Here is a 17,337-nt window from a genome sequence, read left to right as displayed (position 1 = left end):
CCTTAAACCCTCCAAACGCCGTAAACTTTCCTCGCGTTTGGAGTGATTCACCAGACCAAAGCTCGCACTATAAGTGCTCGCTTACGAAACTCGCGTTGGAAGTCCACTGGACTTCCAACCTGAGCGAGTTTCCGCTCCGAGTTGCTTTCGCGCGCGCTGTGCTGCGCTCAAGCAGGTCGTCGCGCACGTAAAGCACACTGTGCTTTCAGCATTGAGTCGTCGCTACCGCATTGAGCTTGCTTGAAGCGCGCAATGCAGCTTCAAGCAAGGGCAATGCGACACGCCGGCTTGCGTACGCTCTCATTCTGAGTATAGTAGTTACTCGGTTCGCAAAGCGGGCCAAGATAACCAACGCCCCTTTAGCTCAGTTGGTTAGAGCAGCTGACTCTTAATCAGCGTGTCCAGGGTTCGAATCCCTGAGGGGGCACAAGCAAAACCCAAGCTTCGCGCTTGGGTTTTTTCGTATCAATCTCCACACGCAACGAAGCCCTCTTTGTCCCTCTTTGCAGTCAATCTTGAAGTATGACCTCGTCGAATATGATGCCGCAATTATTCCAGGATGATGCGCAGCCTGAGCAGCCGCCACAAAATCTTGCGCCGCTTGCTCAGCCGCTTGCTCAGCCGCTTACTCAGTCGCTTGCTCAGCCGCTTACTCCGCAGCAAGCTCAGCCGCGTCCGCTCCCTCTAAAAGCCGCAGACACAACCGCCGAAAATCCGTGGCCTGTTGCCGTCTTAAGCCAAAAGTTCCACAGCGCCGTCGAACGCTGGCCATCCGCGTGGATTGAGGGTCAAATCGTCGAAATCAACATGCGCCGCGCTTCTTCCGGCTACATCACTCTTCGCGACAGCAACGAGGAAGTCTCGATTTCCGTAATGGGCTTTAGCAATTTCGTGCAGCAGGCGCGCGAACTTCGCCAAGGCGATCGTGTAGTTGTTCACGGCAAGGCTGATATTTGGGTAAAAGCCACGCGTTTAAGCTTCGTTGCGGACGAAATTCGCCGCGTCGGCGCCGGCGACTTAAAAGCGCAAATTGACGAGTTGCGTAAAAAACTTAAGGGCGAGGGCCTGTTTGACGTTGAAAATAAAGTGCCGCTGCCGGAATTTCCTAAGTGCATCGGCCTCGTGTGTGCGCCTCAGGCTCGCGCAGAGGGCGATGTTATTACTAACGTGAATTTGCGCTGGCCTGTTACGCGCTTCAAGGTTGTTCACGCGCACGTGCAGGGCGTGCAGTGTCCGTCGGATATTATTGCCGCAATCAACCAGCTCGACGCAGACCCAGAGGTTGACGTTATTATCGTTGCTCGCGGCGGCGGCAGTTTTGAGGATTTGATTGGTTTTTCGGACGAGGGTGTGGTTCGCGCCACGGCTGCGTGCGTGACTCCGATTGTGTCTGCAATCGGCCACGAGGACGATTGGACGCTTATCGATTTGGCGGCGGATTTGCGCGCTTCTACTCCTACAGATGCTGCAAAGCGCGTGGTTCCGGACGTTCGCGAGCAGTGGCAGCTTATTGATAACGCGCTGCAAACTATGCGCATGCGAATTTCTGCGCGCGTTGACAATGAGATTCGTCTCGTTGAGGGTTATGCGAATCGCCCGAGTCTTACGCGCCCGAGCACTATGCTTGAGCCGCACGAGTTGTTTGTTAATCAGGCTGTCGAGAGAATGCGTCACGGTTTGGTGCGACTTCTTGACGACGCGAGCTTGACTGTTGAAAAGGCGCACGCGAGCTTGACTGCGTTAAGTCCGCAATCGACTTTGAACCGCGGGTACGCTGTAGTGCAGCTTAGCGGTGGGCGAGTGCTTGACGACTCGGCTTTAGCGAAAGTTGGCGACGATATGACTGTTACGCTTAAAAGCGGCGTTGTTCTTGGCAAGGTGACTGGCACTAAGTCTGCTGCCGTAAATCCGTCTGCCGTAAAGTCAAGTAAGTAATTTTTTAGATATTTTAGATATTTTATATATTTTAGATATAGCGAAAGGTTAGATATGAGCGAGAAAGCAACGAAAAAGGCTGAAGAATCAGCAGAAAGCACAGAATTCGCAAGCACTCTTACGAAAGAAGAGCGCGCTGCGATTGAGGCGATGCCATACGAAGAGGCTCGCGAAAAGCTGGTTCAGGCGGTTCAGGCGCTGGAAGCTGGCGGTTTGACGCTCGACCAGTCCATGCGTCAGTGGGAGATTGGTGAGGCGTTGGCAAAGCGCGCTCAGGGTTTGCTTGCTACGGTTCGAGCCAAGTTGGACGCGGCGCAGGCGGAGCAGTCGGCAACGGCGGCGACGGCCGGCACGCAGTCGAATCTTGAGGATTAGAGCTCGACGCAGTGACACGCCATAGTGTATAATTGCCATTTGTTGCCTCGGTAGCTCAGTGGATAGAGCACCACTCTCCTAAAGTGGGTGTCGTCAGTTCGATTCTGATCCGGGGCACTTTTATTACTTATTTACTTTGTTCGTATTATTCGCGAGTCGCGAAATACTTCCCAATGTTAGGGGATAGTGTTAGATTATTTCTAACTTAAGCGATGATCCGTTATCGGCGGGGAGTTTTCGGAAGAACGGCGAGGATTCGTAAGGTTCTCGCTTATTAGAACCGACGGGGTTGGCCCGCACAGCCAAACACGAGAGGCTATAAGAATAGTTCGATTACGTTTCGTATTTGCGCTACGCACTTGCGTTACGCACGTAACCTACGTAACTTGCGTTGCGTAAATCTTATAGCAAGCGAGGTGGTACCGCGGCAGTAACTGTCGTCCTCGCAGGGAAATATTCACCCTGTTGAGCGAGGAGAGCACAGTGAGCGAATCCACTAATCCAGCCGAAAAGTCGTGCGCAAATAACGTATACCCAAAGGTAAATGTTTCTGCATCTGCGCAAGAAACTGCCGGCGCGCAAGTTGCACCAAATCCTTCTTTCCCAAAGCTTGAAGAGTCCGTTCTTCAATACTGGGATGCAAACAATACTTTCCGCAAGTCAATCGAATACCGCCCGTCCGGCAAGGGTAGCCAAAACGAGTTCGTGTTCTTCGACGGCCCTCCATTCGCAAACGGTCTTCCTCACTACGGCCACCTGCTCACAGGCTACGCAAAAGACGTGGTTCCGCGCTATCAGACTATGCGCGGCCGCAAAGTAAACCGCGTTTTTGGTTGGGATACTCACGGTCTTCCTGCAGAGTTGGAAGCGCAGAAGGAGCTCGGCATCGAGTCGGTTGAGCAAATCGAAAAAATGGGTATCGCAAAGTTCAACGATGCTTGCCGTGCCAGCGTTTTGAAGTACACGAACGAGTGGCAAAACTACGTGCATCGTCAGGCTCGCTGGGTTGATTTCGAGCGCGGCTACAAAACGCTGAACATTCCATACATGGAATCCGTAATGTGGGCTTTTAAGCAGCTTTATGATAAGGGCTTGGCTTACAAGGGTTACCGCGTTCTTCCGTACTGCCCGAAGGACCAGACTCCGCTTTCCGCCCACGAGCTTCGCATGGATGCGGATGTTTACCAGAATCGTCAGGACACCACCGTTTCCGTGGCCGTTAAGCTTCGCGACGAAGCCGACGCTTACGCAGTCTTCTGGACCACTACTCCTTGGACTGTGCCAACCAACTTCGCAATCGTAGTCGGCGCAGACATCGACTACGTGGAAGTTCGTCCAACTGAAGGCAAGTTCGCTGGCAAAAAGTTCTACATCGGTAAGCCTTTGCTCGCCTCCTACACTAAGGAACTTGGCGAAAACTACGAGGTTGTGCGCGAACTTAAGGGTGCGCAGATGGCCGGCTGGCGCTACTACCCAGTGTTCCCATACTTTGCAAGCGATTCTGCGCTCGCAGAGGGTGGTACTCCTGGTCCTAACGCTTTTACGATTTTCACTGCAGATTATGTTGACACCGCTGAAGGTACTGGCCTCGTTCACCAGGCTCCTTACGGCGAGGACGATATGAACACGCTTAACGCACACGAAATTCGCAGCGTTGACGTGCTCGACGCAGGCTGCAAGTTTACAAGCGACTGCCCAGATTACGAAGGCTTGTACGTTTTCGACGCCAACTTGCCTATTTTGCGTAACTTGCGTGCAGGAGACGGTCCGCTTGCTCAAATGCCGGAAGATCAGCGCGCGTTGCTGTTCCAAGAAAAAAGCTACGTGCACAGCTATCCTCATTGCTGGCGTTGTGCAACTCCGCTTATTTATAAGCCTGTTTCTAGCTGGTTTGTGTCTGTTACGAAGATTAAGAAGCGTTTGCTTGAGCTTAATCAGGAGATTAATTGGATTCCTGGAAACGTTAAGGACGGCCAGTTTGGTAAGTGGCTTTCTAACGCTCGCGATTGGTCGATTAGCCGTAATCGCTTCTGGGGTTCGCCAATTCCAGTTTGGGTGAGTGATGATCCAAAGTATCCTCGCGTAGACGTGTATGGTTCGTTGGAAGAGCTTAAGGCTGATTTTGGCGATTATCCGCGCGACGACGACGGCAATGTGAATATGCACCGCCCGTATATCGATCGCCTTACTCGTCCAAATCCGGATGATCCTACCGGAAAGTCGCAAATGCACCGTATTACGGATGTTCTCGACTGCTGGTTTGAGTCTGGTTCTATGCCTTTCGCGCAGTTCCATTATCCGTTTGAAAATAAGGAATTCTTCGAAGAGCACTTCCCATGCGATTACATCGTCGAATACATTGGTCAGACTCGCGGTTGGTTCTACACGCTTCACATTATGGCTACGGCTCTATTCGACCGTCCGGCTTATAAGAACGTGATTTGCCACGGCATTGTGCTTGGTTCCGACGGTCAGAAGATGAGTAAGCATTTGCGCAACTACCCAGATGTTAATGGCGTTTTCAACGAGTACGGTTCGGACGCAATGCGCTGGTTCCTCATGTCTTCGCCAATTTTGCGCGGTGGCAATTTGATTGTTACTGCCGACGGCATTAGGGATACTGTTCGTCAGGTTATGCTTCCAGTTTGGAGCTCTTACTACTTTTTCACTTTGTATGCGAACGCTGCAAACGGTGGTAAGGGCTATGATGCTCGTCGCCTTCGCGCGGACGAGGTTGCGGGTCTTTGCAACATGGATCGCTACTTGCTTGCTCGCACGCGTTTGCTTGTTGAGCGCGTAGAAAAGTGCTTGAACGAGTTTGCGATTAGCGATGCTTGCGCTGCAGTTAGCGACTTTATTGATGTGCTTACAAATTGGTATATTCGCGGCAGCCGTGACCGCTTCTGGAATGAGGATGAAGCTGCTTTCAACACGCTTTACACTGTTCTGGAAGTGTTCATGCGCACGATTGCTCCTCTTGCTCCAATGGAAGCGGAGGCTGTGTGGCGTGGCCTTACTGGCGGCGAATCCGTGCATTTGGCTGATTGGCCTTATTTGGTTGAGCCTGAGACTCTTTCAGATGGTGAGAAGAACTCTAAGGCCGGAGAAGTCACCGAGCTTGGTGCTGTTCTTGCGCACGACGATGCTTTGGTTGCTGCTATGGATAAGGTTCGCGAGGTTGTGTCTTCTACGCTTTCGTTGCGTAAGGCGGAACAGTTGCGCGTGCGCCAGCCGTTGGCAAACTTGACTGTTGTTGCAGAAAATACTGCTGCTGTTGAGCCTTACGAGCAGGTGCTTGAGCGTGAGCTTAACGTGAAGAATGTTACATTCTGCACTTTGCAGGACGCAAGCGAACACGGTTTGAAGATTGTTCACGAGCTTAAGGTGAACGCACGCGCTGCTGGCCCTCGTTTGGGTAAACAAGTGCAGTTTGCTATTAAGTCTTCTAAGAGTGGCGATTGGCATGTTGACGAGTCTGGTGCTCCTGTTGTTCAGACTCCAAACGGCGAAGTTGCGCTTGTTGAGGGCGAGTATGAGCTTGTAAATCGCGTTGAGTCTTCGGATGCTCAAGCGGCTGCAAACACTGCTTCTGCTGCAATGCCAACTGGCGGCTTCGTTATGCTTGACACTGCTTTGACGGACGATTTGCTTGCTGAAGGTTATGCTCGTGACGCTATTCGCGCTGTTCAGGATGCGCGCAAGGAGAACGGTTTGGATATTAGCGACCGAATCTCTTTGACTTTGAGCGTGCCAGTTTCGGACGTTGCTAAAGTTGAGCAGTTCCGCGATTTGATTGCGGAGGAGACTTTGGCTACGAGCTTCGAGGTTGTTGAGGCTGATTCTAGCGCAACTGAGCTTAGCGTAAGCCTTAAGCGTGCGTAAAACACAACTAACAGCTAATTAACTAAACAAAAACGTGCCGGTGTATGATTCATACTCGGCACGTTTTGTTTTATTTTTAATTTTATTTTGAATTTTCTAGTTTTTCTGCAATGAGTGTATTGACGACTGCGTTTCTGCTAATAGCAAGAATTTCTGCACGTTTATCAAGTTTTTCAATAATCCATTCTGGCATAGTAAATGTGACGCGTTTTTGCACATTTGAGCGGTGCTCTATAGTTGGATGCTCCAAATCAAAGTACTCAAGTACGTCTTCACCGTTATCGAATTTTTTATCGAGTTCTTTGCCGCTTATTTCCTTACTCGTTGTAGTGCTCTTCATAATATTGCTCCTCATTTTTACGTGATCTTCTTACAGAAATAATACGAATTCGATTATTCCTTTTTGTTATTATTGCCGTCCAATGCTTATTGTTTATTTTTCCAAAAACTAAGTAGCGAGAGTTGTCGTTTCCTGAATTTTTGGATTTTAATGTAATTGTCGTATTCTCCCAAAGTAATTGGGCTTTTTTGAAACTGATACCGTGTTTAGCAAAATTTTTTAAGCTTTTTGCAGGATCGTGTTCAAAATTCATTCTCACCTCCTAGTGTGTATTTTACATCAAAACAACATCAATATGAAGCAATTTTTAATGATTGTTGTTTTGTATTAGGTATCGTAAATGCTTTAATTTAGCTTTCCTAGATTTTTTACGCATTGTGGTTAAAGGCTATCGCTACCGCATTGAGCTTGCTTGAAGCGCACGATGCAGCTTCAAGCAAGGGCAATGCGACACCCCCGTTTTCTATGGGTTCCTATAGTGTCGATAAGACAACAATACAAATTTTTACTCGATTTGTATTTTGCGTTAATTTATATTGCATGATATTCAAAAAGAAAGTGCAGGTGACGAAATGAGTAAAGATGAGAAGGGTCGGTGTATTTCGTTCACGCTATAAGCGTGATTCATCTGGCGTCACCGTTCTTGCAAGAACTAATACCGGCATTGTTGCTGGAACTGTAATTATTGCTATTTTTGCGATTTTGGCTATTTTTGCCGACGTTTTTACAACAATTACTGGCAATAATCCTTACTCTGAGCATCCGGAAATATTAGATTCCAACTCAGTTCCAGTAGGCCAGGGGGGTATTAGTTTCCAACATTGGTTCGGTGTAACTCCGCTTCGTGGTCTTGATATTTTCGCGATTATTTCGCATGGAGCACGCGTTTCTCTTGGGATTGGCATTGCTTCTACTGTAATTTCGCTATTTCTTGGCATTCTAATCGGCATGATTGCAGGGTACTTCGGTGGTTTCGCAGACACTTTGCTTTCGCGCACGATGGATGTGTTCTTCGGTTTTCCATTCCTGATTTTTGTGATTGCGCTGTCTGCAGTTGTGCCGCAAAATTTCCCGCGGCCGATTCTGCTAACGCTTGTTTTAGGCTTTTTTGGCTGGCCAAGCATCGCTCGTTTGGTTAGAGCGCAAACGCTTTCGTTAAAATCTCGCAATTTCACTGTGGCTTCTTACGTAATGGGTGCGAACACATGGCATATTTTGCGTGAGCAGATAATGCCGAATATGTTGCCTCTTCTTTTGGTGAATGTGACTTTTCTTATTCCTGGTCGCATTGGAGCGGAGGCTGCGTTGTCGTTCCTTGGTGTGGGCATGAATCCGCCTTCGCCTTCGTGGGGACGCGCTATTGCGGATGCAGTTCAGTGGGTTTTGGTTGATCCTTGGTATCTTCTTTTACCTGGAGTTGCGCTGTTCTTGCTTACTTTCGGCTTTAATCTTGTTGGCGACGGTTTGGCTAGTGCTCTTCAGCCGCGAGCTTCCAAAAAGGCGGTGACGGAATGAGTAACAAGCAAAATACTCAAAATACTCAAAATACGCAGAATGCGCAAAGTGCGCAACAAAATATAATCAATACACCGAAAATCAGCATTAATAAATCTGCTGCTAATTCGCGAATAATCGGCAATATTTCCGATTTTCTTGTTTTTATTGGCAAGCGCGCAGCAAGCGCAATACTTGTTTTAACGCTGATTGCAGTAGTGCTATTCCTTATTTTCTTTATGCTTCCTGCCAATCCTGCGCAACTTGCTTGCGGAAAGCCGTGCACTCCTGAACGTTTGGCACGAGTTTCCGCATTTATGGGCACGGACGCGCCATGGTATGAGCAACTTGGCAGTTATATTCGTGGCATATTCTTCGGGCGCAAGTTCACAGATAGTTCTGGAGCTACTATCGTGTGCGCTGGTCCATGCTTAGGATGGTCGTTTACGCTAAACGAGCCTGTAACTAATCTTATTATGAGTCGTTTCGTGGTAACTGCTTCGTTGGCAACTGGTGCTGCGGTTCTTTGGCTTACTGTGGGCGTTGCAACTGGAGTTATTTCTGCTGCAAAAGAAGGATCTTTTATTGACCGCGCGCTTCGAGCGCTTTCGTCTGTAGGGATTTCATCTCCAGCGTATTTAATTGGAATGCTTGCAATACTTGCTTTTGCAGTTTATTTGCCGATTTTTCCTACGGGTGGTTACGTAAGTTTTGTGGAAAGTCCTTTAGATTGGCTTCAACATTTGCTTCTTCCGTGGCTTGTTTTGGCGCTTCTTAACGCGGCATACTATACGCGACTTACTCGCGCTCACATGCTTGACGAGTTGCAGCAGGATTATATGCGTACTGCTTTAGCTAAGGGCATGCCGCGTTCGAAAGCTATAACGCGTCACGCGATGCCTAATGCGATGCTTCCTGTGCTGACTATGTTTGGCTTGGATTTGGGCGGTTTGCTTGGTGGTGCTGTAATAACTGAGAGCGTTTTCTCTATGCAAGGTTTGGGTTCGCTGCTTCTTGATTCGGTGAAAAATCTTGATTTGCAAGTGCTGGTTGGTGTGACGCTGTTTGCGGCTGCGCTTGTGATTGTTGCGAATCTTGTGGTTGACGTCTGTTATCGTTTCGTCGATCCTCGTGCCGCAGTCTGTTAGTGGATTCGCGTGCTCATAAATTAACATAACTCTTCAAAAGCTTCATAAGCGACATTTTCTTTACTGCTGTGTAAAGAAAATAACGAAATCTCGCTAAAAAACGATTTTTTCTGTACATGCACGTAAAGAAAAAATCGGGATTAAGTCGATAGTTGACATTTTGAAGAGTCAAATTACAAATTCAAAAAAATACTAATAAATATAAGGGGATTATTATGTTCACTTTTAAAACTACAACTAAAACTACAACTAAAACTACAAATAAAAATACAAACAAAGATTCAGGCATAACTTCAGTCGTAACTTCAAGCGCGACTGCAATTTCGAAGAAGTTTGTTGCGGCGCTTGCAGCTTTTTCGTTGCTTCCGATTTCGCTACTCTCGTTACTTTCACTTTCTGCTTGCGGAAGTGCCAGCTCTACAAAATCTAGCGTTACCAACGCTTCCGCGCTAAATTCCAATCCGCAAAAAGGTGGCAGTCTTACGGTATTTACGTCGAATACCAATATGAATTTCGATCCAGCTCGCAGCCAAGGTTTGCCGATTACGTCGAATAATTTCATATTCCGCGCGCTTACAACTTGGAAAGTAAGTCCGGATTCAAGCAAGCAAACGCGCGTTGTTCCAGATTTAGCAACGGATACCGGCACAACAAGCGACGGCGGCAAAACTTGGAAGTACACGCTTAAGAAGGGTGTCAAGTACGAAGATGGAAGTGAGATTACTTCGCGCGATATTAAATTCGGCATTGAGCGCTCTTTTGCTGATTCTTTAAGCGGCGGTTTTAGCTACCATAAGACTCTTCTTGTTGGTGGAGAAAATTATGACGGTCCTTTTAGTGGAAAGTCGCTTGATTCCATTGAAACTCCAGACGATCAAACTATTATTTTCCACTTAAAAGCTCCGTTTGCAGATTGGCCTTGGGTTGCGTCTTTGGCAGCATTTGTGCCAGTTCCAGCGAATTCTGGCGACGCGCAAACGTATTCAAAGCATCCTAAAGCTTCCGGACCATATCGAATTGTGCAAAACGAAGTCGGCAAAAAAGTTGTTATGCAGCGTAATAAGTATTGGGATTCAAAGCTTGACAGCATTCGCACAGCCGGTCCTAATGAGATTGTTTGGAAGCTTGGTTCGGATGCTACTGTTGCGGCTCAGTCGATGATTCAAGGAAATTCGGATACAAAATCCGCATTTTTGGCTGATTTCGTGCCGCCTGCTCAGCTTGCGCAGGCTCAAGCAAACCCTAAGTCACGAAGCTTGCTCATTACAAGTAGTGACGGTGCTCTTGAATATTTGGCTATGAATACGCGCAGAATAACGGACATCAATGTTCGAAAAGCGATTCAGTATGCTGTTGATAAGCAGTCGTACCGCACGGCGAAGGGCGGCTCAATTGCTGGCGGTTTTGCAACAACGCTTATTACGCCTGGTATTTCGGGCAGGAAGCAGTTTAATTTGTATGCTACAGATCCACGCGGAGACGTTGAGAAAGCTAAACAACTGTTGAAAAAATCAGGTAAAACTGATATTAAATTGATTCTGATTGCTCGTCCGGATCAAACGCAAGTGGCATCTTCTGTGCAATCAAGTTTAAAGCGAGCTGGTATTAAAGTGACGATTAAAACTGTTGACGCAGTAAACTTTACGGATGCAATCACGTCAAATTCCGGAGATTACGATTTGGCTTTGGCTTCGTGGCAGCCTGATTTTCCTTCTGCTTTTGCGAATTTGGGACCGCTTTTTGATTCTTCGCAAATTGGCGGCGGTAACTGGAATATTTCTCGCTACGAAAATCCTAAAGTAGATGCCCTGCTTAGAAAAGCAATACAAACTGTTGACTCGCACGAAGCGGAAAAATTGTGGCAGCAAGCAGACCGCACTATTATGGCTGATTCTCCGGTTGTGCCGCTTATTTACTCGCATAACACGTTTATTCACGGAAGTGGCGTGGAGAATTTCTACATCGGAAGTTTCCCTGCGTACCCAAATTACGCCGCTGTATCTTTGAAGAGGTGATTAGTTGTGACTGGTGCGAAAGAAGAAGTTGTTATAAGTGTCGACGGAATGTCGATTTCGATTGGCGGCCGTCAAATTACGCGAGATGTATCGTTACGTATGAGTGCGGGCGAAGTTTCGGCTTTAGTGGGTGAGTCCGGCTCCGGAAAGTCGCTTACTGCGCTGGCTCTTATGGGTTTGCTTTCAGACTCTGCGAAAGTTGAAGGAAGCGCGCTTCTTAACGCTACTTATGCCAACGAATCTGCCATAGATTTACTAAGCGAAAATGCGCCTTACGATCTGATTCGCGGTGGAATGATTGGCATGATTTTTCAGGAGCCGTCCAGTGCGTTTAATCCTGTGAAAACAATTGGCAAGCAAATAGAAGAATCGCTAATATATCATCCTGAAAAAGCAGGAAAACTTAGCCAAAGAGAGCGTAAGAAGCGTGTGATTTCGCAGCTTCTTGAGGTTGAGTTGAGTGATGCTGAGCGTGTGTATCGTTCGTACGCGCATGAGCTTTCTGGCGGCCAACTCCAGCGTGCGATGATTGCTATGGCTTTAATAAATCGTCCACAAGTTTTGATTGCAGACGAGCCTACAACAGCACTCGACATCACCACGCAACGAGATATTTTACGTCTTATACGTAATTTGTCGGAGAAATTACATCTTGCTGTGCTGATTATTACGCACGATATGAGTGTTGTGCGCGCGCTCGCGGATGAAATGTATGTAATGCAAGGCGGGAATATTGTGGAATCTGGCGAAGTTCAGCATATTTTTGCAAATCCTAAGCACGAATATACGCGCACTTTGCTGGAATCGGTTCCGAAATTCGATATGCAATATGCGCAAAACGGCGATTCTTACGAAAGTATAGAAGAAGTAGCAAAAGCGATTGCTAAGAATATTGCTAAAAATATTTCTGAATCTCCAGGATCTAAATCTCCAGTAGTTGAAGTTCAAGGCGTAAGTGTGAAGTATTCGCATGCTCGTTTTAGCAAAGATTCAAATAAGCTTGCTCTCGCTAACGCAAACTTGCGCATTAACTCTGGCTCTACACTAGCTTTAGTCGGGGAGTCTGGAGCTGGAAAAACCACTATTGCAAAGCTTATTTCTGGGCAAATCAAACCAAATTCAGGATTAGTGCTACTTAATGGAGAAAACTTAAACAGATTAAACAGTAAAGCTCGCCGCCAAGCATTATCGCAAATTGGATACGTTTTTCAAGATTCAGGTTCCGCACTAAATCCGCGTAAAACCATTGGCTGGAGTATTGCAGAACCGCTGCTTTTGCACACGCAACTTGATGCTAGTGAGCGTGAGGAGCGCGTGAAGAAGATGCTGGAACAAGTGCAAGTGCCGACCGATCTTGCAAAGCGTTTTCCGCACGAGCTTTCCGGAGGTCAACGACAGCGCGTAGGTATTGCTCGCGCGCTTATTTTGCAGCCTTCTCTGCTTATTGCGGATGAGCCGACTTCCGCGTTGGACGTTACAGTGCAGAGGCGTGTGTTGAATTTGTTGCGTGATTTGCAACAAAAGTACAATTACGCGTGCTTGTTTATTACGCACGATTTGGGAGTTGTGCAGGAGATTGCTGACGAAGTTGCCATAATTAGAAATGGCAGTATTCAATATATTTCGTAGTATGTTTTCCTAGTATGTTGAGGCTCGCCATTACGATAGTAAGCGTTTTTAGGAGGTAGTCTATGGCATCGTCGGCAGCAATTGGCGTTTTTGATTCGGGGCTTGGAGGCATTTCCGTAGCTCGTCAGTTGCATGCTGCTCTTCCGCATGAGCGAATCATCTATTTTGGCGACTCTGCCAACGCTCCATACGGCATTAAAACTCCCGAGGAAGTTAAAAAGCTAAGCTTTGCAATCGTTGAGAGATTCGTTAGCTTAAATGTAAAAGCCATCGTAATTGCTTGCAACACCGCCACTTCCGCAGCTGTGAACGATTTGCGCGCGAACTACAATATACCTATCATAGGTATGGAGCCGGCGCTTAAATTAGCTTGCGATTTAGGCAAAGGCGAGTCTCAGCGCGTAATTGTGGCCGCAACTGAGCTTACTTTGCGCGAGCACAAGTTCGCGGATTTGCTGCAGCGTTTTTCTAAAAATCATACGATTTTTTCTCAAGCTTGCCCTGATTTAGTGCGTATTGTTGAGCGTGGGGAGCTTAATAATCGCAATATTGTTTTTGCAGCTCTTCACAAGTATTTCGATGAGTATGATTTAGAAAGTATTGATTCGGTTGTGCTTGGCTGCACTCATTTTGTGTTCTACCGCGATTATTTCCGCGAATTTTTGCCTGCGCGCACGAATATTGTTGACGGTAACGAAGGCACGATCAATCATCTTCAAAAAATTCTGGAAGATTTAGGCGAGCTTGCAAGCGATTCTCAAGAAGGCTCAATTACGCTTACTAATTCGGATACTAGCGAGCGCATGCAGCAACTTGCAAAAAGCTTGTGTAAGTAGTCTTATATTTGAGCTTTAGTATTTTACTAAAAAATTACTTTTGCATACTGGCTTAAAATCAGCGTAACTAACGCCGCAATCCACAGCACGTCAACTAGTAGGTCGTATCGCAAACGGTAGTAGCTTTCAACCCACGTAAAACGCTTAACAAGTAGTTTTTGCGAGCTTACGCTTGCGTGTGTCAACGACATAAATTGCATTGTTGTGGAGAACATGAGCACAATGCACCACGGGCATAGGGCGTGAATCACGAACATTGATTGTGAGAACAGCCAGTAAGCGTAGGCGAGCGCGCATAATCCGCCAATCCAAGTGCAGATTGCGAACCAGCGCGGCACGCAAACGCGAATCATTCCAATAACAGCAAGTGTTACGAACACGCTTTCTGCAGCAATTCCAAAGAATGCGTTTGGGAAGCTTAATTCGCCGAATTTCACAATTTCTGCCTGCCAAGCTTGTGAAACGCGAGAGCAGGAGACAACAGTGTTAAAGTCGCAGCTAAGTAATTTTTTCGGTGCGCGCGCCAAAGCAAGCGTTTCTGCGGAAAGAATAAGCGATGTTATAAGCGCCACTGCGGAAAAGAACAGCATTACGCCGTAAGTCCACAAAGAGGAGTGTCTCCATCCGCGCAGTGTTGTTTCGTATTCTTCTTGCGCCGTGCTGGTCTGCTCCATCTCCGCTCCTAAAAGTTACCGATAACGAATTATTAACAATGGGAATAATAGCAAATAATAGCGAATGATTATGAGTGCGTATTTATTTCTCTTTACATAGCACAGTTTACGATGATTATATGACCGAAAATAGCAACGAACAATGCGACGCATTTGATTATGCGAATGCTAGTAGCACGCATCTTACGCTGGCTGCGCGCGAACGCTGGGATTTGCACTGTCACACCGTTTATTCTGACGGCACTGCCATTCCAGAAGATTTGATTATGCAAGCTAAGCTCGCTGGTTTGCATGGAGTTGCTATTACCGATCATGACACTACTGCAGGTTGGGATGATTTTCGCGCTGCGGCTAAGGTTTCAAATATGCCCGTGCTTTTTGGTTCGGAAATTACTGCTCAAGATGCTGGAGTTTATGTGCACATGCTTGCATACCAGTACAATCCGCAAAATAGCATGATTGTGAGCATGTTTGAGCTTACTCGTAAGTATCGCTTTGAGCGCACAAAGCACATGGTTGAGCGCATTTCTAACGATTTTCCAATTACTTGGGATGATGTTTTAGCTCAAGCTAAGCTTGGTGATTTGACCACAATCGGCAGACCGCATATTGCGGATGCTTTGGTTAAAGCCGGCGTTTTTCGCACGCGCTCCGAGGCTTTTGCTGGCCCTATTTCTCCGCAAAGCAAGTACTATATTCCAACGCCTTCGCCGAATGTGCGTGAGGTTATTGATGCGGTTAAGAACGCTGGGGGAGTTGTTGTGATTGCGCATCCGGCGGATCCTGCGCGTAATCGTGTGCTTCTTTCAGACGATCAGATTATATCGTTTGCAAAAGCTGGTCTTGACGGTTTAGAAGTGTATCATCGCGGAAATTCTAAAGACCAGCGTCAGCGTTTGCTTGATTTGGCGCAAAAGTACGATTTGCTTGTAACAGGCGGCTCGGATTGGCATGGATCAGGCAAACCAAACCGCCTGGGTGAAGAAACAACAAGCCGCGAAGTGGTGTCGGAAATAATTTCCCGCGGCTATAAGCTCTAAATCTTTTAGTTGAGGGCGCTGAAGCCTACTGAATGCTTTGGAGTGTCGCCGATTAGCGCGTAAGACAATGACGATGCTGAAATCATAATCGTACGACCGTTTACATCAGTAAACTCAAGCATATCTTTTGCATCGCTAATAATTGTGCGCACTTCGTCCGCGCTCTGGTTTGTTTCAAAATCAATTGAATCGGAAACGTTTTTTAATCCCAGCACTACTCGCATGCCGTCCTCCTATAAGTACTATAAACTACTTTCTTCTTCAGCGTCGCGCTTTGCTCGCTCTTCGCGCTCGCGAAGAGGAATAATAACCGTTTCCGGCTTATCGTCTTCTTCTTGTGCGGAAGTTTTTTCAGCGTTCGCACCTGGCTCAGCGTCTGCTTCTGTTTCAGCATTCGTATCTGACTCAGCAACTGTCTCTGACTCAGCGTCTGCTGCTTCAACATTTGCAACGCCATCTTCTGATTCTAATTCTGATTCTGCTTCAGTTTCTGCAGCGTCAGCATTATCATTTGAAGACTTAGCTTCAACATGCGTAATTACTTGAGTTGCCGTATCGTCCGCAATATGCGCTGCCTTTTCAGCTTCTTCGTTGCTAGAAGAATTAGTTACAGCGTACTGAACTGTGCGCTCGTGAGTATCGTCGTTTTCGGCAGCTTCGCGCGCGACTATTGTGTTCTGATCGCTATCTTTAGAAACATTTCCTTCAACCGTAATATCGCGCTCATTGGTTTCGTCTCCATTTGCGGAATTTGCGGTATTTGCAGCATTTTCAGAAGAATTATTTTGCAAAATTTGGCGACTTTTTGTGTTGTCGTTTTCAAGAAGCGTGCCAACAGTAATAGTAGAAGCAGGGCTTCCAGCAGAGTGAGTTTTAGCGGCTTGAGCATTGCTAATACGGCTAAGCTCGTGCGCTAAACGCTCCACCTGCGCCTTAAAACGCATAATACTTGTTGTGTCTGCACGCTGCAAAGCCTGAATAAAATCTCCAACTTGCTCCATTTGCAGCCACAAATTCGCGCGAAGCATAATCAAACTATCGAGACGAGATCCCATCATCCTGCCGTATGCAGAAAGTACTGCGTTTCTGCGCTGTTCGTTGAGTTTTGCAAAAATCCAAGCCAAATCTCGAGCAGGATCGTTAATTTGCATTCCCTGCCAATTTGTTACGGCAGTAATAGTAGATCCTGAAAACAGAATATCTCCGTCAACAAAACCGCCGTGTACTGGGCATGTTTCAAATGACCACAATCCTTCAGTTTCCAACACTCTGGACCAGCTGTCCGTAATTTCTGTTGGAATGTGACCTGCTTGACGAAGCCTTTTAATCCAACCAGTTAACTGTGCTCGAATTTGGCCAGTAGTAAAAGCAGGATATTTTCCGCGAGTTACGAAGCTAGGTCGAAGTCTGTGAATTGCGCCGATTGCAGTTCCAACATTTGCGCAATCATCCGTTGTAAGAAGACGCAAGTCGCGCGCGCTTCCTTCAAGATGCTCGCAAATAAGCACAGTGTCATTGTCATTTTCGTCGGAAATAATGCTAGACATTTGCATAGTCTGCTTAAGATTTGCGCTATCTGCATTATTTGTAGCATTCGCGGTTGCAGTATTGTTTTCTTCGCCTTCGCGTTTTCCTGGAATAAACGTAAGCATAGTGTCGTACGCAAATCCCAAAGCTGCTAAATCTTTGCTGTGCTCAAGCGTCCATGCTGCACGAGCTCGGTCGCGCAAGCGCTTGCGACCCTTGTTTTCTGCACTAATAAAAATGTCATAAAGCTTACCTGAAACATCTTGCACAACGGCGTGAGAAATTCCAGCCGCGGTATCAGTGGCATTAACTTGCTCACTTTGGCGCGTTCCTGCAAACTGTACTTCGGGCATGGCTGCAGATGCCAGTGCTGCCAACTTGAATCTACTGAGTTGTGTCACACTCCCACAGTAATACAAAGCACCGAAATTTTGCCAATTTT

14 protein-coding genes and 2 tRNA genes are annotated in these 17,337 nt (G+C 47.0%); 11 read left to right on the top strand and 5 right to left on the bottom strand.

Features of this window, described 5'->3' with window-relative positions:
* Nucleotides 1-353 precede the first annotated feature (353 nt).
* From HXT52_RS04205 to ileS, 5 genes are all read left to right on the top strand, one after another.
* Nucleotides 354-427, top strand: a tRNA-Lys gene (locus HXT52_RS04205).
* Nucleotides 428-537: 110 nt separating this feature from the next.
* A complete protein-coding gene (gene xseA / locus HXT52_RS04200; protein ID WP_004136231.1) occupies nucleotides 538-1,935 on the top strand; it encodes an exodeoxyribonuclease VII large subunit in 1,398 nt (465 codons plus the stop codon).
* Between the two features lie 54 nt (nucleotides 1,936-1,989).
* Nucleotides 1,990-2,310, top strand: a complete 321-nt coding sequence (locus HXT52_RS04195) for an exodeoxyribonuclease VII small subunit (RefSeq protein WP_004134524.1) — start codon at nucleotides 1,990-1,992, stop codon at nucleotides 2,308-2,310.
* 44 nt (nucleotides 2,311-2,354) lie between these two features.
* A tRNA-Arg gene (locus tag HXT52_RS04190) sits at nucleotides 2,355-2,427 on the top strand.
* Between the two features lie 366 nt (nucleotides 2,428-2,793).
* Nucleotides 2,794-6,192, top strand: coding sequence for a mupirocin-resistant isoleucine--tRNA ligase (gene ileS, locus HXT52_RS04185; RefSeq protein WP_421775784.1), 3,399 nt, complete (start codon nucleotides 2,794-2,796; stop codon nucleotides 6,190-6,192).
* 82 nt (nucleotides 6,193-6,274) lie between these two features.
* Here the strand turns inward: ileS and brnA are convergent, their stop codons facing one another.
* Nucleotides 6,275-6,532, bottom strand: a complete 258-nt coding sequence (gene brnA, locus HXT52_RS04180; protein ID WP_004136235.1) for a type II toxin-antitoxin system BrnA family antitoxin — start codon at nucleotides 6,530-6,532, stop codon at nucleotides 6,275-6,277.
* Nucleotides 6,510-6,785 carry a BrnT family toxin gene (locus HXT52_RS04175; protein ID WP_004136237.1) on the bottom strand — a complete coding sequence of 92 codons (276 nt, stop codon included), beginning with the start codon at nucleotides 6,783-6,785 and terminating at the stop codon, nucleotides 6,510-6,512. The genes brnA and HXT52_RS04175 overlap by 23 nt, the downstream gene beginning before the upstream one ends.
* Nucleotides 6,786-7,114: 329 nt before the next feature.
* Between HXT52_RS04175 and HXT52_RS04170 the strand changes: the two genes are divergently transcribed.
* The 5 genes from HXT52_RS04170 to murI all read left to right on the top strand — a co-directional run bounded on the left by HXT52_RS04170 (nucleotide 7,115) and on the right by murI (nucleotide 13,654).
* Nucleotides 7,115-8,047, top strand: a complete 933-nt coding sequence (locus HXT52_RS04170) for an ABC transporter permease (RefSeq protein ID WP_421775783.1) — start codon at nucleotides 7,115-7,117, stop codon at nucleotides 8,045-8,047.
* The gene (locus tag HXT52_RS04165) at nucleotides 8,044-9,174 is read left to right on the top strand and encodes an ABC transporter permease (protein ID WP_004136241.1); all 1,131 of its coding nucleotides are present in this window, start codon (nucleotides 8,044-8,046) and stop codon (nucleotides 9,172-9,174) included. Before HXT52_RS04170 ends, HXT52_RS04165 begins: the two co-directional genes overlap by 4 nt.
* A 215-nt stretch (nucleotides 9,175-9,389) precedes the next feature.
* On the top strand, nucleotides 9,390-11,189 hold the full coding sequence (locus HXT52_RS04160) for an ABC transporter substrate-binding protein (RefSeq protein ID WP_421775782.1): 1,800 nt from the start codon (nucleotides 9,390-9,392) through the stop codon (nucleotides 11,187-11,189).
* A 48-nt stretch (nucleotides 11,190-11,237) separates the two neighbouring features.
* A complete protein-coding gene (nikE, locus tag HXT52_RS04155; RefSeq protein WP_419185074.1) occupies nucleotides 11,238-12,818 on the top strand; it encodes a nickel ABC transporter ATP-binding protein NikE in 1,581 nt (526 codons plus the stop codon).
* Between the two features lie 62 nt (nucleotides 12,819-12,880).
* Nucleotides 12,881-13,654, top strand: a complete 774-nt coding sequence (gene murI / locus HXT52_RS04150; RefSeq protein WP_004136247.1) for a glutamate racemase — start codon at nucleotides 12,881-12,883, stop codon at nucleotides 13,652-13,654.
* A gap of 26 nt (nucleotides 13,655-13,680) precedes the next feature.
* Here the strand turns inward: murI and HXT52_RS04145 are convergent, their stop codons facing one another.
* The gene (locus HXT52_RS04145; RefSeq protein ID WP_004136249.1) at nucleotides 13,681-14,328 is read right to left on the bottom strand and encodes a vitamin K epoxide reductase family protein; all 648 of its coding nucleotides are present in this window, start codon (nucleotides 14,326-14,328) and stop codon (nucleotides 13,681-13,683) included.
* Between the two features lie 119 nt (nucleotides 14,329-14,447).
* Between HXT52_RS04145 and HXT52_RS04140 the strand changes: the two genes are divergently transcribed.
* Nucleotides 14,448-15,368 carry a PHP domain-containing protein gene (locus HXT52_RS04140; protein ID WP_421775781.1) on the top strand — a complete coding sequence of 307 codons (921 nt, stop codon included), beginning with the start codon at nucleotides 14,448-14,450 and terminating at the stop codon, nucleotides 15,366-15,368.
* A 5-nt stretch (nucleotides 15,369-15,373) separates the two neighbouring features.
* On the opposite strand, the gene HXT52_RS04135 is transcribed toward HXT52_RS04140, so the two are convergent.
* Together HXT52_RS04135 and HXT52_RS04130 are read right to left on the bottom strand one after the other, a co-directional pair.
* Nucleotides 15,374-15,592, bottom strand: a complete 219-nt coding sequence (locus tag HXT52_RS04135) for a DUF3107 family protein (protein ID WP_004128724.1) — start codon at nucleotides 15,590-15,592, stop codon at nucleotides 15,374-15,376.
* An 18-nt stretch (nucleotides 15,593-15,610) separates the two neighbouring features.
* A complete protein-coding gene (locus HXT52_RS04130; protein ID WP_421776184.1) occupies nucleotides 15,611-17,248 on the bottom strand; it encodes a phosphotransferase in 1,638 nt (545 codons plus the stop codon).
* Between the last annotated feature and the right edge of the window lie 89 nt (nucleotides 17,249-17,337).

The organism is Gardnerella sp. KA00288, from assembly GCF_049244085.1.
Classification (GTDB): domain Bacteria; phylum Actinomycetota; class Actinomycetes; order Actinomycetales; family Bifidobacteriaceae; genus Bifidobacterium; species Bifidobacterium greenwoodii.
This window is presented reverse-complemented; position numbering and strand designations above follow the sequence as displayed.